Genomic DNA, 18,657 nt, shown 5'->3' on the forward strand with positions numbered 1-18,657 from the left:
ATGTGAGGGCTGACCTGCTGTGATACCAGCATGATCTGGGTCGGGGCCATTCAACGGACGGGCAGCCTGAGCCGCCTGGAACCTTACCGGGGCGATGTGCGGCCCGTGACGGTGTACACGCATACTTTCGTGATGGGCGGCCGGGACAACCTGGCGGACGACCGCGAAGATCCTTTTTTTACCGGCACCGGCAGCACGCCCCAGGAGGCCGAGGCGCAGGCGCGCGCGGTGTATCTGAAGGCCATTTCCTGCACACACCGCATGACCCGCAAGACCCCCATGCTGCTGGAGTGCGAGATGTGTGGCGTGCAGCAGCGCACGCCGCTGACCCCGCAGCCCGCATCGGCAGCACCAGAGGCGGCGGTCAAAGCCGGGAAGCGTTCGCGCCGACCAGGCCTGCTGGGCTGGTGGCGTTCAGCCTGAAGCAAAGTGACAGCGCCCTGTCGCTAAGCAGGGGCCTTATCTTGCAGTGGCTTTCGCGTCTGCCCTGTGTTATGTTATTTACATAAGGAGGACAAAGATGTTACATATTGAATTTCTGACCGACCTGGGCGCACGCGTGACCGTGGACGTGGACAGCCCCGACAAACTCATGGACGTGCAGCGCCAGTACGGCCGGCTGGGCTGGACCAGCGGCGACATTCCCAGCGGCGGTTATCAGTTTCCGCTGGACAACGAGCAGGACTTCGACTGGTCACTGATCGGCGCACGCAAATGGACGAACCCAGAGGGCGAGGAAATGGTGCTGCACCGGGGCCACGCCTACCGCCGCCGCGAACTGGAAGCCGTGGACAGCCGCAAAATGAAGCTTCCCGCCGCTGTGAAGTACAGCCGCGGCGCGAAAAGCACCGACCCCGAACACGTACGCGAGAAATCCGACGGTGAATTCGAGTACGTGACGCTGGCTATTTTCCGTGGCGGCAAACGCCAGGAGAAATTCGCCCTTCCAGGTGGCACGGGCGCCCAGCGCCCTCAGGCCGCCGCTTCAGCTGCACGCCCAGCCCAACAGGCCCGCCCTCAGATGACGGCGGCAAAACCCGCCCCTCGCCAGAACGAGGAAGACACTCCGTTCTGACCCCGGAAGCGACCCAGCCCGGGGCCAATAACGCGGATTTCCAGCCTCCTTATCCCTGCCTCTCGACCGTAGTCAAGGGGCAGATTTGCTGGTTGAACGGCCCGCCACAAGTCGGCATATGGTGCCTGACGACAGGCTGTTCGCGCTGGAAGTCTCGCTGTTTTGAAAGAGGCGGATTACCCCTCTGTGCTGGCGCCGGGGCGGGTGGTCCACTGCGGCTCAGGCTGAATGGTTTCCGCCGGGGCCTTACCGGCTTCCAGCCCGCTGCTCTGCACGGTCTGGAGGGGCGTCAGCCGCATGCCCGGGGTGCACTCGATCTGGCAGGACAGCCGCGCCTGGCCCAGCAGTTCCTTCTCGGTGAGTTTGTCGTACTCGGCCACGGTCATGGTGTCCGGTTCGCCTTCCTGAAAGGACACGCGGCAGGTGGTGCATTTCGCCTGGCCGCCGCAGCGGTGCAGGATGTCCACCCCGCCGCGTTCCAGCGCCAGCACCAGCCGCTCGCCTTCCTGCGCTTCGATGCTGCCGAATCCCTCGACTTCAATGGTCACTGTCTGCGTCATGGTTCCCAGCATGACATGCCCGGCGCGTCAAGCCATGTTCAGGAAAACTCAATCGAAGCGGGTGTTCGGGCGCTTACCCTGCCTCAGCGCCTGCCTCATACAGCTTCCGTCTGTTTCCACTCGCTCTGCTCGGATTGAATCACTTCGTCAACGATTCAATCGGAATCCGTATCATCTATGGTGCGGAGTTTTTCGACCCGCTCGGCCAACGGGGTCAGGTTCAGGGCACGCAGGGCCTTGGCCGAGCGCGCCACCCCAGCGCCGTCCACGCGGCCCTGGTTCCATCCGGCAATGAGCATGGCGCACCCCTGCAGCGCGTCACTGACCGTCTCCTTGTGAAACATGGCGGCCAGGTTCCCCGGCTGGGCGGGGCTGGTCTGCTGCACCTGCGCCTGCACGTCCAGCACCACCTGCATGAACACCTGATCCAGCCGGGCGCGGTCTTCCGGCGAAATGGCTTTATCGACAGTCATACCGGGCAGTCTAGAGCAGGCCGCCTGGCAGGAAACGAGGCCCCGCCCTCAGGTGGAAAAACCGAAACGCCGCAGCACCTCGTCCGGAATGCGGCGCGGGCGCCCCGACGCCGGGTCGACCCACACCCAGTCGGTGCGGCACTCGGCGAGCCGCACAGGCTTTTCGGCGGCCGGGTTCAGGCGGTCGATGCTGTAGACGCGCGTGCTGCGCAGCCCCCCGCTGAACACCAGCGCCGTACGAACCCGCACCAGGTCGCCCAGCAGCGCGGGTTTCAGGTAACGGATGAGGTGTTCGCGCGCCACCGGCACGGCCCCCAGCGCCGCCAGGGCCGGGGTGCCCAGGCCCACGCTCAGGGCGTGCTGGCGGGCCACCTGCTCGCACCAGGCCAGGTACACGGTGTTGTTCACGTGGTTCAGGTCGTCCAGGTCGGCAGGCTGCACCGGCAACTGAATTTTGTAACGCTGCTGGGTTGGCAGGGTGTTCCAGTCCACCGGGTCGCCGGGCAGGCTCAGGTTCACGCGGTGAGCAGCGCGTTGACGGCCCGCGCGGCCCGCAGGTCGACCCGCGTAACGCCGCCCATATCGTGCGTCCAGAAGGCCACGCGCACCAGGCGGTAAAAGATATGCAAGTCCGGGTGGTGATCCATGGTTTCAGCCTGACGCGCCACCGCCAGCGCGAAATTCACGCCGTCGAGGTACTGCTCGAACGTCCATTCGCGCCAGATGCGCCCACCGTCCAGCGACCAGCCGGGCGGCAGTTCGGCCAGGACTTCAGCGTCAGCAAGGCGGGTGCGGCCCAGAGAAGGGGGTCGAGACATAGCGTCAGGGTAAAGCACTTCCGTGAAAAACCAGCAGGTTCGGAATCAGTCTTCCTGCACGGTCACGCCGCGCCAGAAGGCCACCCGCCCGGCAATCTGCCGCGCTGCTTCTTTCGGTTCGGGGTAGTACCACACGGCGTCCGGGTTGGTCTGACCGTTCACTTCCAGGGTGTAGTAATGCGCGGTGCCTTTCCAGGGGCACACGCTGGTCGTGTCGGATAGGCGCAGGAACTCCTGGCGGACGCTGCCCGCCGGGAAATAGTGGTTGCCTTCCACCACTACCGTGTCGGTGGACTCGGCGATGATCTGGCCGTTCCAGACCGCTTTCACTGCTGCTCCCCCAGGGCCAGCCGCACGTGCGCGAGGTGGTGGCGCAGGTGCCAGTCGTGCTTCACCGCCAGTTGCCACAAGTCCTGGCGGCCCTCGGTGGGGTGAACGACCTGACGGTCGAACTGCCCGGCGGGCGTGCCACGCAACAGGGCCACCCAGTGGGCGTTAAGAGGCTCGAGGAGTTGTGCCGCGACACTCACGGGTAGCGCAGCGTCAGCCAGGGTCAACCAGGCGGACTGATCGAACGGTTGAATCTGAAAGTCATCCTGCGTAAGGCCGTGACGCAGGCGGTTCAGGCCGTGCAGGTGGGCGTCCGCCGTGTGGTGCGCGAGTTGCTGCACCGTCCAGCTTGCGGGGCGGTACGTGCGCGTCAGGTCAACGGGCGTGAGCGCCTGCAAGGTGGCCTGCCAGTCGGTCACGGCCTGCGCCATGGAGTTCGCCAGGCCGTGCAGCGTGGCGGGCACGCGCTCCGCGTCGGGCAGCGCAGGCAGCGGGCCGATGGGAAACCGGGGGTCGCTCATGACCTCAGTGTAGTCGAGTCGAATCCAGATGGTTCTGAAGCCGATTTGAAAGTGTAAAGATGACACTTTTGACACGGGCTGACATTTCCCTGACATATTGAGCAAGAATCAGGAGGATTGTCATGGTCTTGTCAAAATTCATGCCCAACAACCCCAAGTTTGCCCTCAAGTTCGAGGAGTCGGCCCGCAACGCCCACGCCACCGCCACGGCCCTGGTCGACCTGCTGGAAAACTACACGGACGTCGAGAACAAGGTCGCCCGCATCAAGGATCTGGAGCACGTCGGCGACCGGCTGGCACAGGAGGTCACGACCCTGCTGGCCGACTCCTTCATCGTGCCCTTCGACCGCGAGGACATCATCGCGCTGAACAACGAACTGGACGACCTGGTCGACGACCTGGAGGAAGCCGCCAGTAAACTCAGCCTGTACCGCATCGCCAGGCCGCTGCCGCAGATGGCGCAGCTGGCCCGCCTGGCCGAACAGCAGTGCGCCCTGCTGGCCCAGGGCATGCCCCTGATCGAGCATCACGGTCATATCTCGCAACTGACCAGCCTGGCCGGGCAGATTCAGGCGCTCGAAGACCAGGCCGACGACCTGGGTGACGACGTGCAGCGCACACTGTACGACGGCGTGACCGACGTGCCCGGCATGATCAACGCCATGCGCAACGGCGAGATCGCGGGCCTGATCGAGAACGCCACCGACCAGGCCCAGCGCGTCTCGAAGACCGTGGCCGGCATCCTGCTGAAGAACGCCTGAAGGCCACTGAAACTTCATGGATACCGCTTTAATCAGCCTGATCGTCATCGTGGCCCTGGCCCTGGCGTTCGATTTCATCAACGGCTTTCACGACACCGCCAACGCCATTGCCACCAGCGTCGCCACCAGAGTGCTGACGCCCGCGCAGGCCATCGCCATGTCCGCCATCCTGAACGTGGTGGGCGCACTCATGGGGACGCACGTCGCCAAGACCGTCAGCAAGGACATCGTCTCGCAGGATTACGCCACGCTGGAACTGGTGGGGGCCGCCCTGGTCAGCGCCATCGCCTGGAACCTCTTCACCTGGTGGAAGGGCCTGCCGAGCAGCAGCAGCCACGCCCTGATCTTCAGCCTGGTCGGGGCCGGGGTCGCGGCGGGCGGCTGGGGCATCATCATTCCCAAGGGCGTGAAGAAAACCCTGATGGGCCTGGTGTACAGTCCAGCGCTGGGCTTCATCATCCCCATTATTCTGATGTTCCTGCTCTCGTGGCTGGTGCTACGGTACATGAAACCCCGCGCCGTCACGAGAAACTTCCGGGTGCTCCAGATCTTCAGTGCGGCCTTCATGGCCTTCTCGCACGGCGGGAACGACGCGCAGAAGACCATGGGCATCATCACTTTCGCCCTGAGCGCCTACTTCGGCACCAAAATCGAGGACGTGCCCACCTGGGTCATCCTGAGTGCCGCTGCCGCCATGGGCGCAGGCACCGCCGTGGGCGGCTGGCGCATCATCAAGACCATGGGCTTCAAGGTCGTCGACCTGAAACCTGTGGACGGCTTCGTGGCCGAAACCAGCGCCGCCTTGATCATCGAGGGAGCCAGCCGCCTGGGCATTCCCGTCAGCACCACGCACACCATTAGCACCGCCATCATGGGCGTCGGCACCACCAAGGGCTTCCGCAAAGTCAAGTGGCAGGTGGCCGGGAAAATCGTGCAGGCCTGGATTTTCACCATCCCCACCTGCATCGCCCTGGGCTGGCTGTGCTTCAAGGTGGCCGAACTGTTCGCCAGATAGCGCAGAGAGGCCAGAGCAAAGGGCAGAAAGCGGGGTGGCCGCTCTCTGCCCTTTCTCGTATCCTTTTTGCCGTTCTCAATCCTCGGCCAGGCGGCGCAGTTCGGATTCGTCGATAACCTGCACCTGGCGGCGTTCCAGGCGAATGAAGCCCAGGCGGTAGAACTCCCCGAGTTTGCGGCTGACCAGTTCCGGCACGGTGCCCAGCAGGGCGGCCAGTTCGCTGTTGGTGGGCAGTTGGTGGGGCTGGGGAGCCTGCTCCAGCAGGTACGCGGCCAGCCGCCCGGACAGCTCACTGAAGACCAGGCGGTCGATGCGCCCGATCAGTTCGGACTGGCGCCGCGCAAAGTAACCCAGCATCGCCTGCGACAGCGAGGGGCTGTGAAAGACGGCCTGCCTGACTTCGTGCAATGGCAGGCTCAGCAGTTCGGTGGGGGTTTGGAGGGCCTGGGCGCTGCCTGGAGCGGTGGCGCGGCTCTGGAAGGCCGCCACCAGCGCCACCAGTTGCCGGGGGCCGTCCACGTGCAGGGTCAGTTCGCGGGTACCGCCGCGTGACAGGCGGTAAATGCGGACGCTGCCGGTCTGGACGATGTACAGCCGCGTGACCGCTTCCCCCTCGCGGAACAGGTGATCCCCGCGCCGCAGGGTCAGGAACGATCCCAGGCGGGCCAGTGACTGCACTTCCTCGCGGTTCGCGCCGCTGAACACGGGCGTGTGGGTCAGGAGGTGCAGCGCTTTTTCTTCAGTCACGCGCTCATGCTGCCATGAAAGGCCCGCCGCCTCGCCTGAATATGAATATCGTCCAGGGGTGCGGCAGAGGGCCGGGTCACTCGTTCAGCAGGCACACCAGCACGCGGCTGTCCTGCCGGGCGTGCATGGACACCTCGGCGTCACCGGCGTGCGTAAGGACTTCCCCGCCGTTCAGCGTGCGAACCTCAGCCGTGGTGACCTCCACTTCCCCGCTCAGGACGGCAATGGTCACCTGGGCGTGCGCGTGGCGGTGCGGCGGAATGACGTTCCCGGCCTGCAGGGTAAACAGCAGGGTGCGGCCCGAGGTCGTTTTTGTGAGGATATCGGGCGCGGCGGCGCGGGTCATGGTGTACCTCCCGGGTTCATCAGGGCGAAGCGTTGCAGGTTGACGCGCATGCGGCTGGCCAGGGTCAGCAGCGTCTGCGCTTCGGGCGGTTCGAGGTGCTCGTTCAATGTTTCGGCCCACAGCTGTAGCCAGCGCTCAAAGTGCCGCTCGTCGGCGCCCAGGCCCATGTGCGCCGGGCCGGGCTGGCCCTTGTAGGCGCTCTGGGCCCCCAGCACCGCGCGCCAGAAGCCTTCCAGGCGCAGCATGTGCACCGGCCAGCCACCCCTGGGGAAGGGGCCGATCTTGCCCAGGAACACCGGGCCGAGCAGGTCGTCCTGCACCACCTGGGCGTAAAAGGCCCACAGCGTGCGGCGCAGGCGTTCCTCGCCGATGCGGGAAAACAGGGTGTCCTGCGGATCGGGCGAGAGCGTCATGTTTACAGTCCGAAGAAAGCGCGGTTTTTCTCGATGTATTCGCTCTCGTTTTCCGGCACGTCTTCCTCGGGGTAGATGGCGCTGACGGGGCAGGCAGGGACGCAGGCTCCACAGTCGATGCACTCGTCCGGGTGAATGAGGAGCATCTCGCCGGCGTCGTAGATGCACTCGACCGGGCAGACTTCGGTGCAGGCCTGATCTTTGGTGCCGATACAGGGGCTGGTAATCACGTGAGGCATGCCAGGCAGTCTGACGGGCGCGGGCGCGGCCGACCATGACCGGAGTCAAGCTGAAAAGAGCAGGGGGTGGAGGGAAGAGAGAAAACCTCTCCACCTTCCACCCGCTGCTTTTTCCCTTCAGCGTTTCTTGGGGGGTTCGTCAATGGCGACGCTGGCGGTCAGGATGACGTTCTCGCCGTCCTGCTCGATCTCGATTCTGCTGTTGGTGGACGGGAAGTAGCGCTGCACGACTTCCAGCAGGTCATTGCGCAGGGCCTCGACCTTCCCGGGGGGAATCTTGGCGCGGTCGTAGGCGAGCACCAGTTCCAGGCGGTCTTTCAGGGTTTCCTTGCTGCGTCCGCGTTTCATCCACGAAAACATGCTTAGCCTCCCCCGAACAGGCGCTTGATGGCGGCCCAGAAGCCCTTGTCCTCGTCGTACCGGGGGTAGGGCACGTCCTCGCCCCGGATGCGCCGGGCGGTGGCCATGAAGGCCTGACCGCTGGCACTGTTGCCCAGCACGGCGGGTTCACCGACGTTGGTGGACACGATGATACCCTCGTCCTCGGGGACAATCCCGATGGGTTTGACACCCAGGATGTCCAGCATGTCGCCTTCACTGAGCATGTTGCCGCTGGCGACCATCTTGGGACGCAGGCGGTTGATGACCAGACGGATCTCGCGGACGTTCCCAGCTTCCAGCAGGCCAATGATGCGGTCGGCGTCGCGTACGCTGGACACCTCGGGGTTCACGATCACCAGGGCCCCCTGCGCCGGCGCGGCGGCGGTGCGGAAGCCAGCCTCGATGCCGGCCGGCGAGTCGATCAGGATGCGGTCGAACTTCTCGTCGTCGATCAGGCCCTGCACCACCGTCTTGAAGACCTCGGGGTCAAGGGCGTCCTTGTCGCGGGTCTGAGAGGCGGGCAACAGGTACAGGTTCTCCACGCGCTTGTCACGAATCAGCGCCTGGTGCATCTTGCACTTGCCTTCCAGCACGTCGATCAGGTCGAACACCACGCGCGACTCCAGGCCCATGACCACGTCCAGGTTGCGCAGGCCCACGTCCACGTCGATCACGGCGACTTTCTCACCGAGCTTGGCTAATGCGGCCCCAATATTGGCGGTGGCGGTGGTTTTGCCCACCCCACCTTTTCCGGAGGTAACAACGATGACCTTGGCGTCCATGCGGGGGCAGTCTATCAAGTCCAGTCCCGCCCCGCAGAAGCCCCTCGCCAGAACGGACAGGCCTCTCCAGCCAGTCAGCCGGGCGCTGCACCACACGTTGTGAAAGTGTTCACAGTGAGAGACTTGTAAGGTCGATTTTCTTACGTTCAGGTCTGGGTTCAGGACGCCCTGACGCTCTCCCCCAACTTCGACAGAAAGGATACCTCCCCATGGCGATCTACGGCGATTTCGAATACCACGCATTCAGCGATATCATCAAGGTCTTGCAGCGGCACACCGGCGTGCTGTTCATGCGCACCGCCCTGGCGGGCCGCAGTGCCGAACTGCACCTGCAACAAGGCACCCTGAACGCCCTGTTCATCGACGGTTTCCCGGTCAGTGAAGCGCTGCGGGTGCGTGACACCATCCGCAGCCTGGTCAGCAGCGCCAGCGGCGAGTACACCTTCGAGGCTGGCCCCGTCAGCACGGCCCTGCACTTGCCGCTGGCCGAACTGATCCGCGACGTGATCAGCACAGCGGACATTGCCGAAACGCAACTGCCGCACCCCGAAACCCGCTTCGAGTGGCAGGTGCACGGCGCCCCCGCGCAGATTCCCGACCCGCTGCGGGACAGTTGGGATGCGGTGGGGCCCCTGCTGCGTCAGGGCGGCTCGGCCACCGACCTGGCCAGTGCCCTGCGCATCAGCGTGCAGGAAGCCCGCATTACCCTGTACCGCCTGCGGGCCGCTGGTTTGATCAGCCCCACCCGCGCCGCCGGCCTTTTCCAGACGCCCGAAACCACGGTGCCCAGCCTCCCGAACCCGGCGGACGGCGTGGGCCTGGCCGACCCGCGCGTCGCCTACGGACGGCCCACGCCGCCACCCCCCCCTGAGCAGGTCGGCCCCGTGCGCCGCCTGCTGAACGCCCTGCGCCGCCTGACCGGAGGCCCCGCATGATCAAACCCATGAAACTCGTCATTTCCGGCCCGGTCGGCGCTGGCAAAACCACCTTCGTGCAGGCCCTCTCGGAAACGGAAACCATCAGCACCGAGGCCGACGCCAGCGAGGACATCGGCAAAGCCACCACCACCGTGGCCTTCGACTTCGGCACCCTCAACATTGACGGCCAGGAACTGCACCTGTACGGCACGCCCGGCCAGGACAGGTTCGACTTCATGTGGGACGTGCTGTGCGAAGGCGCCCTGGGCCTGGTGCTGCTGGTCGCCGGCGACCGACCCCAGGATTTCCTGCACGCCCGGCACATCCTGGAATTCATCACCAGTCGCAACCCGGTGCCGTTCATCGTGGGCGTCACCCGTCAGGACCTGCCGTCGGTGTGGCACCCTGCCGACGTGGCCGCTTATTTCGACCTGCCCGCCACGCAGGTGCAGGGCGTGGTCGCCACCGATCAGAACAGTGCGCGCAACCTCCTGATTCGCCTGCTGGAAGAGGAATTGAGGAAAGAGCCGATCTGACCAGCGGCGGCACAGCCGCACTCGTGAACCACCTTTTGCCGAACTACGCCCTGGCCGTCGCCCCCACTGCGCTGGTGTGAACCTGAGCCCGCCGCATAGGGAAGCGATACAGCAAAAACTGTGGCCCGGTGCTGCAATTTGATTTGACCTCTGAACGCGCGTCCTCCGGGGCGCGTCCTTTTATTTCTCCTGTCTGGCCCTGTCCCAGACTTCGGCCAGTTCCATCAGCAGCAGCCAGGCCGGGGCCTTGATCTGCCCGTAGGCGGACAGGTTCGGGGCCGCAGCAGTGACTTTCAACTTGAACGCTGGCCAGAGTTGCACCTTGTCGGGGTGGATGCGCAGGTCATCACGGAACAGCCGGGCCAGGCGCGTCGTTTCGGTATCCGCCAGCCGCACGTGAATATTGCAGCGGGGCGCTCCGATGGAAGGCGCGAACACCAGTTTCGGCCACAGTTTTCCCCCAGCGGCTTCCTGCTGTTCCAAGGTTCCGGACGGTGGCGATACCCGGCGGCGGTCAGCACGGGGAGCGCCCTGCACGCCTCCAGGTCGTCCAACACAATCATCATGTCGATGCACGCTGTAGCAGACATGCCGGGACTGGAGGTGGAAGCGATGTGCTCGACGGCCAGGGCATCCGGCAGCAGGGCGCGAAGTTCGGCGGCCAGGGTGGCGGCCCGTGCGGCCCATTCGGGCTGGTAGGGCAGCACCTTCACGCCGTCCGGGCCGAGCTCGTCTGGGAAGGGCATGCCCGAGTGTAGGACGGCTCTGTCCCCTAGCCAGTAGCGCTCATGGCCCCCGCCTCAGCCTTTAGCATCTTCCAAACAAACGTTAGTTCAACAGGAGGGTGCAGCATGGAAGTGAAGTCCCTGGGTGACGTTCACCTGCAAATCAACGGGTGGCTTGACCGGTACAATTCCTCGCACGTGGACGTGGCTGCGCTGCTGTGCGACCGCCACGACCCGCAGAAAAGAGCCCTGAACTTCGAGAGTGCCGCCGGGCGCGTGGAAAGCCTCAGCTACGGTGAACTGCAGGAGAAATCCAGGCGTTTTGCCAGCGTGCTGCGCGGCCTGGGCATCGAAAAAGGCGACCGGGTGGCCTTGCTGCTCCCCAAGACGTCCGAACTGCTGATCGCAGCGGTGGCGCTGTGGCAGCTGGGGGCCGTTTACATTCCCCTGTTCACCGCCTTCGGCCCGGAAGCGGTGGAGGTGCGCGTGGAGGACTCCGGTGCGAAGGTCATCCTGACCGACAACACCAACTGCCCCAAACTGAACGGCGTGCAGGGCCGATCCATCGTGAACATCGACGACCGCGAAGGGCAGGGCGTAGGCGAGGACATCCCCTTCCACGCCAGCCTGAAACGCGCCGACCCGCTGGACGAGAACACCACAACGGACGGGAAAGACATGCTGGTGCTGCTGTACACCTCCGGCACCACGGGGCAGCCCAAGGGCGTGAAAGTGCCCGTGCATGCCCTGGCCACCTTCGAGTCCTATATGCGCTTTGCGCTGGACGTGCGCGAGGACGACATGTTCTGGAACATGGCCGACCCCGGCTGGGCCTACGGCCTGTACTACGGCCTCCTGGGGCCGCTGCTGCTGGGCCAGACCATCATGTACTACCAGGGCGCCTTCGACCCTGCCAGGGCCATTGAGATCATGCGGCGCTACGAAATCACCAACTTTGCCAGTGCGCCCACCGCTTACCGGGTGTTCCGCAGCGCCCACCTCGGCAAACCCGAGGGATTGAAGCTGCGCGTGGCCTCCAGCGCCGGGGAACCGCTCAACCCCGAACTGTACCATTGGGCCAGAGAAACACTGGGGGTGGAACTGTTCGACCACTTCGGGCAAACCGAACTGGGCATGGCGATCTGCAACCACCACCACCCTGCATTGAGCCGCAGCATCAAGCCCGGCAGCATGGGGCAGGCCATGCCCGGCTTCCGCGTGGTGATTCTGGACGATCACGGCAACGAGCAAGGCGACGGCGTGGAAGGCCACCTCGCCATCGACCGCCACGCCTCGCCGCTGTGCATTTTCCAGGAGTACTACAACGCCCCGGACCGGACCGCCGAGCGCCTGATGCACCACGGACGCTACTACCTGGCCGGGGACAACGCCAGCCGCGATCATGAGGGTAACTACTTCTTCAGCGGGCGCGGGGACGACATCATCCTCAGCGCGGGTTACCGCATCGGGCCATTCGAGGTCGAGAGCGCCCTGGTGCACCACCCCGCCGTGGCGGAGGCCGCCGTGGTCGGCAAACCCGACGAACTCAAGGGCGAAATCGTGAAAGCCCACGTGGTGCTGAAACCCGGTCAGGAAGCTACCGACGCCTTGAAAGAAGAACTCTCGCTGTTCGTGAAACAGAAACTCGCCGCACACGCCTACCCGCGCGAGATCGTGTTCGTGGATCAGCTTCCCAAGACGCCCAGCGGTAAAATCCAGCGCTTCCTGCTGCGGGCACAGGCGTAAGAGAAGGGCAAGAAAAACCCCTCCAGAACGGCCTTTGAAGCCGGTTTGTAGAGGGGTTCTCTATTTGCCGGAAGTTACTTGACGGCTTTCTCGACGCGCCTGACCACGCGCTCCTGCCCCAGCGCGGCCAGCATGTCCGGCAGGTCCGGGCTTTCCATGGTGCCGGCCACGGCGGCGCGGACGGGCGGCATGACCTTGCCCATTTTCAGTCCCTTCTCCTCGGCGTAATCGTGGAACATCTGCTTGATGCCGGGCGCGTCGAAGGTGGGCAGGTTCTTGAGTTTCGCGGCGAGTTCCGGCAACAGTTCCTGCGCGTCGTCGAGGGCTTTCTGGGCTTTTTCGTTCACCTCGAAGTCGTCCGACCAGAAGTAGGGGGTCTTCTCCATGAACTCGCTGAACACCTCGATGCGCGGCGTCATGAGTTTGACCACCGAGCGGAAGTAGCCGTCGTTCGGCAGGTCGGTCTTGTGCTGCGCCAGGAAGTCGTGCAGGCGCCTGGCCACCTCTTCTTCACTCAGCACTTCGCGCAGGTACTTGCCGTTGTACCAGCGCAGCTTGGCCAGGTCGAACACCGGGCCGCCCAGGGTCACGTCCTCCAGCTTGAAAACGCGCTGCAATTCGGCCAGATCGAAAATCTCCTTGCCTTCCGGGTGCGTCCAGCCCATGGTCGCCAGGAAGTTCAGCAGGGCCTCGGGCAGGAACCCCTGATTCATGTACCACTCGACGCTGGTCGGGTTTTTGCGCTTGCTGATCTTGGATTTATCGCTGTTTCGCAGCAGCGGCATGTGCGCGAAGACGGGCTGGGGCCACCCGAAAGCGCGGTACAGCAGGACGTGAACGGGCGTGCTGGTGATCCATTCCTCGGCGCGAACCACGTGCGTCACGCCCATGAGTTTGTCGTCCACGACGTTCGCCAGGTGGTAGGTGGGGAACCCGTCGGCTTTCAGCAGCACCTTGTCGTCGATTTCGCGGTTGGCAAAGTGGATGGGGTCGCGCAGCAGGTCATTCACCACAGTTTCGCCTTCCAGTGGCGTTTTCAGGCGGATCACGGCGGCTTCACCCGCGTCCACGCGCTTCTGTGCCTCGGCGGGGGCAAGGTCACGGCTGGGCACGGCAATCACGCGCCCTTCCTTTTGCGCCACTTCCCGCAGGGCCGCCAGTTCCTCCGAGGACTCGAAGGCGTAGTAGGCGTGGCCCGCTTCCACCAGCTTGCGGGCGTACTCACCGTACAGCTCCGTGCGCTCGGACTGGCGGTAAGGGCCGTTCGGGCCGTCCTGAAGCGGCGACTCGTCGGGCGTGAGGCCCAGCCACTGCATCATCTGAAAAATGCGTTTCTCGCTGTCCGGGACGTAGCGGTTGCGGTCCGTGTCCTCGATGCGCAGAATGAATTTTCCGCCCTGCTGGTGGGCCAGGGTGTGGTTGAACAGGCCTATATACGCGGTGCCGACGTGCGGGTCACCGGTGGGACTGGGAGCAATGCGGGTCACGACAGACATAAGGCACAGAATACGGCGCGGCAACGCAAACTGGACGGCGCAGCTGCCCCGGCGCCCCTACACTGAACCCATGCGAACCCTGACGGCCCTCCTGACTGGTGCCACTGTCCTGGTCGGCGCGGCGCTGGCGCAGTCGCCCTCACCGGTTCCTCCGTCCAGTTTGCCTATTCAGGCCATTCCGAATGGCCCGGACATCGACCTCGGCGGAAGTTACGTGGGCCGCCTCGTAGGGTACAACAACCAGTCCGCACTGCTGGACATTCAGCTGGAGGTGAACGGCCACGAGGTCACCGCTGCTCTGCTGAACCGCACGGATCGGAAGATCTACCGGGCCACCGGAACCCGCAGTGTGTTTCCGGGCAGTCCAGTGGTGGTGAACCTGCTGGGCACGTCCGGGCAGGGCAGCCCTTGTGAGGGCGGTGCGGCGGAGTGGTACATCGTGACGGCCACGTTCGTTTCCGCCAGTGCAACTACCGGGGCAGGCGGGCGTGGCACCGTCCAGCGCATGATCTGCGACCCCCTGGCCCGGCAGTTTCGACCAGACAACCTCAACAGCGGCTCACTGGAAATCGTCCGGAAATAGCCTGAGCTGCTAAAACATCCAGCGTCTGCCCCAGGCCCATTTGTGCGCTTAGCCAGAGGATAGGGCGAGGGAAGCCCACTTTTCTAGCGGCTGGCTGACGTTCTCGTTGCGCGCGCCTGCCTATGCTCTGGCGCATGGCGAGCAGCGAGAAGATTCAGGTTCCGGTAATCCTGTGGCACCCGGACGGGCAACGCGTGGCCGTGCAAGGGCGGGAGTTCCCGCGGCTGGAAGTCGAGCGGCATGGCAATCTGAAAAAAACCGTGCAGGAAACGTGGCAGCTGACCTCCTGGGAGTTACATGATGCCGGCATCGCCTTCGGCATGACGGGGACGCCCCGCCTGCTGGCCCTGTCCGGCGAATTACCGCCTCACCTGAGCTGGCTGGAAAAAGACCCGCCACCCCTTCCCTTCGAGCAGGTGTGGCAGCGTCCGGACTGGCAGGTGTGCGTCAGGCGTCGACTGGAACAGGCGGGCGTGCAGGCGACCGACTTCACCTCAGTTCACAGCCATGACCTGACCAGCATCGTCCGTGCCCAGACTCCAGCGGGCGAAGTGTTCCTCAAAACCTCGTCCACACCGGACGAAATGCGATTTACAGAGTATATCGCCGCAGCTTTTCCGAACGTGTGCCCTCCCCTGCTGGCCTGTCAGGTGCAGGAGGGCTGGCAGGTAACGGCGTCCGGTGGGCAGCTGCTGGACGCGGTGGCCGACTTGACGGCGTGGCAACAGGCCATCCGGCGACTGACCAAATTTCAGCAGTCGGCGCAGGCATCCAGGCTGGCGGCGCTGGGGGCCAGGGCTTATCCCCTTGAGGAGATGCGCGAGCGTATCCCGGCCTTCCTGAGCGACACGCCCCTTCTGAGGTCATGGGGGGTGCCAGAGGAGAACATCCAGGCGCTCCAGGGCGCGCAGCCCACCATCCGGCAGGCCCTGGAAAAGCTGGCGGCGCTGAAGCTGCCCGACCTGCCCGCGCACGGAGACGCCCACCCCCGCAACGCCCTTTACGGCGAACGCGGGAGTGTGTGGTTCGACTGGAGTGAAACCCTGAGCGCCGCCCACCCCTTCATGGATCTGGGGTGGTTCCTGGGTTTCACGCTGCACCCGGCCCGCCAGACCCTTCCTGTCCGGCAGACGCATCCGGAACTCGAAGCGCACCTCATCCAGAGCGTCCTCAGGGCTTTTGACCTTCCCGCCACGCAAGCGCCCCTGCTCGGAACCGCCATGACGCTGGCCTCCCTGCACCGCGCCGTGGTGTACGACGAGAAATTCAGGGAGTGGCAGGGCAATGTTCCCGGCTGGCGGCCCAATTACGTGCCCTTCGCCCTGCGGCAGGCGGCACGGGAACTGACGCGGCTCAGGGCATGACCCATTTCTGCACTTGACTTGCTTTCCGGGAAAGTACGCTGAAGGCATGAAACGGTTGATCGGTTTGCCCCTCCTGGCCCTGGTGGCCCTGCTGCCCGCCTGCGCCTGGGACCCCATTCCGCGCGGGCCGAACATCAACGTGAACGGCACGTACCTGGGCCGCATTGTCGGCAGCAACAACCAGTCGGCGCTGCTGGACGTGACGGTGGTCGAGAAGAACCTGAACGTCACGGCCACGGTGACCAGCCGAACCACCCAGGAGACGTTCACCATGCTGGGGACGCGCAGCGTGTACGACGCCAGCCCCGTGCGGGTGAACGTGATGACCAGCCTGGGTGCGGGAAGCCGTTGTGCCGGCGGTGTTCAGGAGAGGTACGGCGTGGACGTCAGTTTCTACAAAGACAAAAAGGATGTCGGGGTGGGTAACGTGACGCATGAGGTGTGCAACGCCAGCACCGGGCAGTTCGAGCACAGCAGCGTCAACAGCGGAGCGCTGGAACTCACGCGGAAGTAAGGCGGCCAGGCCGTGCATGAGAGGCCTTCCCATCCAACCGCCAGAATGGCCGGGTACGGTGGGGCATGACCTTGAAAGTGGCGTTTCCCGTGCTCGTATCGGCGGTGCTGGTGGGGTGTGGCATTCCCATTCCGAACGGCGTGAACCTGGACATTCCGGGGCCGTACGCGGCCAGCGTGAGGGGCCTGCAGGGCCAGGACGCGTACGAGGTGGTCATCAGCACGCAGGGCCTGAGCGCGTCGGCCACGTTCCGGCACCGCCTGAGCGGGCAGCAGTTCACCCTGACCGGCCAGCGCAGCAGTGAAGGGGCCACGCCCGTGCAACTCAACCTGACCGGCTACGCCGGCAGCGGCAGCGTGTGCCAGGGCGGCGCGACTGACTACTTCACGTCCTCGTTCACGTTCTACGCCTCGAAGCCCGGCAAGGCTTACGGGAACCTGTGGCGGGAAAGTTGTGACGCGGCTTCCAAAGAATTCCGCATCAACCCGGCCGGCGCAGGCGTGCTGGAGTTAACGAAAGGGTAAGCCTCTGGCAAACATCATCCAGGGGCAAAAACCCATGTCAGCGCCTCTTCTGACGGCGACCGGAAAGCTGGGGCGGTGTTCGCTGTACAGGTTCAGCGTTTGACTTCGTCCCGGCCGCGGGCGACGTCGCGGATATTGCGGCGGCCAAACGCGTGGGCGAGTTCCCGTTCGCTCAGGCGCAGGGTGGTGGGGCGACCGTGCGGGCAGGCCCAGGGCTGCTCGCAGGCGCTCAGGGCACTCAGGACGTGTTCGGCGCGCCCGTGATCGAGCATGCCGGCTTTCAGGGCCGGGGCGCAGGCGAGGCGGCCCAGCACCTCGCGCCGGGGATCGGGGTGCTCGCCCAGCGCGGCTTCCACGATCTGCTCGTGCAGGCGGGGAACCGGCAGGGTAGCCAGGGTGGCGGGCAGCGTGCGCAGGCGGGCCAGACCCGCGCCGAAGTCTTCCAGCGTCAGGCCCCAGCGGCGTAACCCCTCGCCCCTTTCGTGCAGACGGGCGGTCTGCTCGGGTGTCAGGTGCAACAGCTCCGGCTGCGGCAGTTCCAGCGCGGGCGCAGCCTCCAGTTCGCGCGTCAACTGCTCGTACAGCGCGCGTTCGTGCGCGGCGTGCGCGTCGATGACCCACAGGTCACCTTCGCCCTGGGCCAGCAGGTACAACTCCTGATAAATGCCGACCAGCGTCAGTTCAGGAAAATTCCGGGCGTTGACGGGCGCCCCCGTTTCCGGAGCGGCGCTCAGGGCGGGGGCCAGGCGTGCCAGCGGGTGCTCGGCCAGCGCGGCGGCCACGGCCTCACGCACGCGGGCACTCACGCCGGGCAGATCTGCCAGGGCCACCACCTGCTTGGCCGGGTGGACATTCGGGTTGTGGTCTTCAGGGGCGACCGACAGGTCCAGCACGCACAGCGGCGCCACCCCGGCCGGCAGCAGCTCCGCAAAGCCTTCAATGACGGCCCTTTCCAGTTCGGGCGGCGCCTGAATGGGCCGGCCGTTGACGCTGAAGTGCATGCGGTCACGCCGGGCGCGGGTCAGCTCCGGGCGCGACACCACGCCCCGGACGCCGCCCTGGTGGACATTCAGCACGCGGTTGGCACTCAGTGCACCGTACACGCTGGCCACGGCCCCCCGGTGGTCGGCGGGGGCGTGGGTCAGGCGGGCTTCGCCGTCCACCGTCAGTTTCCAGTGCAGCCCCGGGTGGTGCAGCACGTAGCGCCCCACCAGCGTGGTGATTTCCCGCGCCTCGGTATTCGGGCTGGCCTGCGTGCGCAGCCGCGCGGGCAACCCGGCGAAAAGGTGGCGCACCTGAACCGTCGTCCCGGCCGGCGCCGAGGTGCGCGACACCGTGATGTGCTCGCCGTGCGCCAGCACCTCTGAGGCGCCCACCTGGGCCGCGGGCCGGGTCACCAGCCCCAACTCGCCCGCCTGCGCCGCCGCCCACAACGCCTCTCCACGAAAGCCCAGTGTGGTCACGTGATCCACGGCCCGGATGTCCGGTTGCAGTTTGCTGGTGGCGTGCCGCACCGCCGCGAGCTGCACCGAATCGGCGGGAATACCGCAGCCGTTGTCGCGCACCTGCACCAGTTTCAGGCCTCCGCCCGCAAGCTCCACTTCAATGCGGGTCGCCCCGGCGTCCAGCGCGTTTTCGACCAGTTCGCGCACCACGTCCAGCGGGCGCGACACCACCTCGCCCGCCGCGATCAGGCGCGCCACGTGGGCGGGCAGAACATGAATAGCTGGGGCCACCTGCGTCATTCTGTTCACAGCATATCAAGTAGGCGAGGCCGGGAATGTGGTCGGA

General features: G+C 65.2%; 26 protein-coding genes and 1 pseudogene. 11 read left to right on the forward strand and 16 right to left on the reverse strand.

Annotated features, from left to right (window positions below):
- The first annotated feature begins 30 nt into the window (after positions 1-30).
- On the forward strand, positions 31-423 hold the full coding sequence (locus tag E5Z01_RS09845; RefSeq protein WP_135229205.1) for a hypothetical protein: 393 nt from the start codon (positions 31-33) through the stop codon (positions 421-423).
- 97 nt (positions 424-520) lie between these two features.
- Positions 521-1,075 (forward strand): single-stranded DNA-binding protein, encoded by a 555-nt coding sequence (locus tag E5Z01_RS09850; protein ID WP_135229206.1) that lies wholly within the window; start codon positions 521-523, stop codon positions 1,073-1,075.
- 176 nt (positions 1,076-1,251) lie between these two features.
- Here the strand turns inward: E5Z01_RS09850 and E5Z01_RS09855 are convergent, their stop codons facing one another.
- The 6 genes from E5Z01_RS09855 to E5Z01_RS09880 all read right to left on the reverse strand — a co-directional run bounded on the left by E5Z01_RS09855 (position 1,252) and on the right by E5Z01_RS09880 (position 3,777).
- Positions 1,252-1,635, reverse strand: a complete 384-nt coding sequence (locus E5Z01_RS09855; protein WP_119766424.1) for a 2Fe-2S iron-sulfur cluster-binding protein — start codon at positions 1,633-1,635, stop codon at positions 1,252-1,254.
- Between the two features lie 155 nt (positions 1,636-1,790).
- Positions 1,791-2,108, reverse strand: a complete 318-nt coding sequence (locus tag E5Z01_RS09860; protein WP_119763535.1) for a hypothetical protein — start codon at positions 2,106-2,108, stop codon at positions 1,791-1,793.
- A 48-nt stretch (positions 2,109-2,156) separates the two neighbouring features.
- Complete coding sequence (locus E5Z01_RS09865) at positions 2,157-2,627, reverse strand: acyl-CoA thioesterase (protein ID WP_240738278.1); 471 nt, start codon at positions 2,625-2,627, stop codon at positions 2,157-2,159.
- On the reverse strand, positions 2,624-2,926 hold the full coding sequence (locus E5Z01_RS09870; protein ID WP_135229207.1) for a 4a-hydroxytetrahydrobiopterin dehydratase: 303 nt from the start codon (positions 2,924-2,926) through the stop codon (positions 2,624-2,626). The genes E5Z01_RS09865 and E5Z01_RS09870 overlap by 4 nt, the downstream gene beginning before the upstream one ends.
- A 45-nt stretch (positions 2,927-2,971) precedes the next feature.
- Positions 2,972-3,256 carry a DUF427 domain-containing protein gene (locus E5Z01_RS09875; protein WP_135229208.1) on the reverse strand — a complete coding sequence of 95 codons (285 nt, stop codon included), beginning with the start codon at positions 3,254-3,256 and terminating at the stop codon, positions 2,972-2,974.
- Positions 3,253-3,777, reverse strand: a complete 525-nt coding sequence (locus tag E5Z01_RS09880; RefSeq protein WP_135229209.1) for a DinB family protein — start codon at positions 3,775-3,777, stop codon at positions 3,253-3,255. The genes E5Z01_RS09875 and E5Z01_RS09880 overlap by 4 nt, the downstream gene beginning before the upstream one ends.
- Before the next feature lie 122 nt (positions 3,778-3,899).
- Between E5Z01_RS09880 and E5Z01_RS09885 the strand changes: the two genes are divergently transcribed.
- Together E5Z01_RS09885 and E5Z01_RS09890 are read left to right on the forward strand one after the other, a co-directional pair.
- The gene (locus E5Z01_RS09885; protein WP_135229210.1) at positions 3,900-4,538 is read left to right on the forward strand and encodes a DUF47 domain-containing protein; all 639 of its coding nucleotides are present in this window, start codon (positions 3,900-3,902) and stop codon (positions 4,536-4,538) included.
- A gap of 16 nt (positions 4,539-4,554) precedes the next feature.
- Positions 4,555-5,553, forward strand: a complete 999-nt coding sequence (locus tag E5Z01_RS09890) for an inorganic phosphate transporter (RefSeq protein ID WP_135229211.1) — start codon at positions 4,555-4,557, stop codon at positions 5,551-5,553.
- Positions 5,554-5,628: 75 nt separating this feature from the next.
- Here E5Z01_RS09890 and E5Z01_RS09895 read toward each other — a convergent pair whose 3' ends face one another.
- The 6 genes from E5Z01_RS09895 to minD all read right to left on the reverse strand — a co-directional run bounded on the left by E5Z01_RS09895 (position 5,629) and on the right by minD (position 8,461).
- Positions 5,629-6,300 carry a Crp/Fnr family transcriptional regulator gene (locus tag E5Z01_RS09895; RefSeq protein ID WP_135229212.1) on the reverse strand — a complete coding sequence of 224 codons (672 nt, stop codon included), beginning with the start codon at positions 6,298-6,300 and terminating at the stop codon, positions 5,629-5,631.
- Positions 6,301-6,376: 76 nt separating this feature from the next.
- A complete protein-coding gene (locus tag E5Z01_RS09900) occupies positions 6,377-6,646 on the reverse strand; it encodes a cupin domain-containing protein (RefSeq protein ID WP_135229213.1) in 270 nt (89 codons plus the stop codon).
- Positions 6,643-7,059, reverse strand: coding sequence for a group III truncated hemoglobin (locus E5Z01_RS09905; protein ID WP_135229214.1), 417 nt, complete (start codon positions 7,057-7,059; stop codon positions 6,643-6,645). Before E5Z01_RS09905 ends, E5Z01_RS09900 begins: the two co-directional genes overlap by 4 nt.
- A 2-nt stretch (positions 7,060-7,061) precedes the next feature.
- The gene (locus tag E5Z01_RS09910; protein ID WP_119763553.1) at positions 7,062-7,298 is read right to left on the reverse strand and encodes a ferredoxin; all 237 of its coding nucleotides are present in this window, start codon (positions 7,296-7,298) and stop codon (positions 7,062-7,064) included.
- 117 nt (positions 7,299-7,415) lie between these two features.
- Positions 7,416-7,658 carry a cell division topological specificity factor MinE gene (gene minE, locus E5Z01_RS09915; protein ID WP_119763555.1) on the reverse strand — a complete coding sequence of 81 codons (243 nt, stop codon included), beginning with the start codon at positions 7,656-7,658 and terminating at the stop codon, positions 7,416-7,418.
- Between the two features lie 2 nt (positions 7,659-7,660).
- Positions 7,661-8,461, reverse strand: a complete 801-nt coding sequence (minD, locus tag E5Z01_RS09920) for a septum site-determining protein MinD (protein WP_119763557.1) — start codon at positions 8,459-8,461, stop codon at positions 7,661-7,663.
- A 209-nt stretch (positions 8,462-8,670) separates the two neighbouring features.
- Between minD and E5Z01_RS09925 the strand changes: the two genes are divergently transcribed.
- The gene (locus E5Z01_RS09925; RefSeq protein ID WP_135229215.1) at positions 8,671-9,396 is read left to right on the forward strand and encodes a DUF4388 domain-containing protein; all 726 of its coding nucleotides are present in this window, start codon (positions 8,671-8,673) and stop codon (positions 9,394-9,396) included.
- A complete protein-coding gene (locus E5Z01_RS09930; RefSeq protein ID WP_119766426.1) occupies positions 9,396-9,914 on the forward strand; it encodes a GTP-binding protein in 519 nt (172 codons plus the stop codon). Before E5Z01_RS09925 ends, E5Z01_RS09930 begins: the two co-directional genes overlap by 1 nt.
- 180 nt (positions 9,915-10,094) lie before the next feature.
- On the opposite strand, the gene E5Z01_RS19975 is transcribed toward E5Z01_RS09930, so the two are convergent.
- Positions 10,095-10,490 (reverse strand): GrpB family protein, encoded by a 396-nt coding sequence (locus E5Z01_RS19975; RefSeq protein ID WP_420810837.1) that lies wholly within the window; start codon positions 10,488-10,490, stop codon positions 10,095-10,097.
- Positions 10,445-10,660, reverse strand: a pseudogene (locus tag E5Z01_RS20365) (GrpB family protein); the annotation flags it as partial. The gene E5Z01_RS19975 and the pseudogene E5Z01_RS20365, both read right to left, overlap by 46 nt.
- A 105-nt stretch (positions 10,661-10,765) precedes the next feature.
- On the opposite strand from E5Z01_RS20365, the gene E5Z01_RS09940 reads away from it, so the two are divergent.
- Positions 10,766-12,385, forward strand: a complete 1,620-nt coding sequence (locus E5Z01_RS09940; protein WP_135229217.1) for an AMP-binding protein — start codon at positions 10,766-10,768, stop codon at positions 12,383-12,385.
- A 74-nt stretch (positions 12,386-12,459) separates the two neighbouring features.
- Here the strand turns inward: E5Z01_RS09940 and gltX are convergent, their stop codons facing one another.
- Positions 12,460-13,881, reverse strand: a complete 1,422-nt coding sequence (gene gltX / locus E5Z01_RS09945; protein ID WP_135229218.1) for a glutamate--tRNA ligase — start codon at positions 13,879-13,881, stop codon at positions 12,460-12,462.
- A gap of 70 nt (positions 13,882-13,951) precedes the next feature.
- Here gltX and E5Z01_RS09950 point away from each other — a divergent pair, with 70 nt between their 5' ends.
- The 4 genes from E5Z01_RS09950 to E5Z01_RS09965 all read left to right on the forward strand — a co-directional run bounded on the left by E5Z01_RS09950 (position 13,952) and on the right by E5Z01_RS09965 (position 16,866).
- Positions 13,952-14,464, forward strand: a complete 513-nt coding sequence (locus tag E5Z01_RS09950; protein WP_135229219.1) for a hypothetical protein — start codon at positions 13,952-13,954, stop codon at positions 14,462-14,464.
- A 134-nt stretch (positions 14,465-14,598) separates the two neighbouring features.
- On the forward strand, positions 14,599-15,828 hold the full coding sequence (locus E5Z01_RS09955; protein WP_167757857.1) for a phosphotransferase: 1,230 nt from the start codon (positions 14,599-14,601) through the stop codon (positions 15,826-15,828).
- Between the two features lie 46 nt (positions 15,829-15,874).
- The gene (locus tag E5Z01_RS09960) at positions 15,875-16,342 is read left to right on the forward strand and encodes a hypothetical protein (protein ID WP_135229221.1); all 468 of its coding nucleotides are present in this window, start codon (positions 15,875-15,877) and stop codon (positions 16,340-16,342) included.
- 65 nt (positions 16,343-16,407) lie between these two features.
- Positions 16,408-16,866 carry a hypothetical protein gene (locus E5Z01_RS09965; RefSeq protein ID WP_135229222.1) on the forward strand — a complete coding sequence of 153 codons (459 nt, stop codon included), beginning with the start codon at positions 16,408-16,410 and terminating at the stop codon, positions 16,864-16,866.
- 92 nt (positions 16,867-16,958) lie between these two features.
- Here E5Z01_RS09965 and mutL read toward each other — a convergent pair whose 3' ends face one another.
- Positions 16,959-18,611: a DNA mismatch repair endonuclease MutL gene (gene mutL / locus E5Z01_RS09970; protein WP_167757858.1), complete on the reverse strand. Its 1,653-nt coding sequence runs from the start codon at positions 18,609-18,611 to the stop codon at positions 16,959-16,961.
- Positions 18,612-18,657: the final 46 nt, after the last annotated feature.

Origin of the sequence: Deinococcus fonticola (assembly GCF_004634215.1) — a bacterium.
In the GTDB taxonomy this organism is placed as follows: domain Bacteria; phylum Deinococcota; class Deinococci; order Deinococcales; family Deinococcaceae; genus Deinococcus; species Deinococcus fonticola.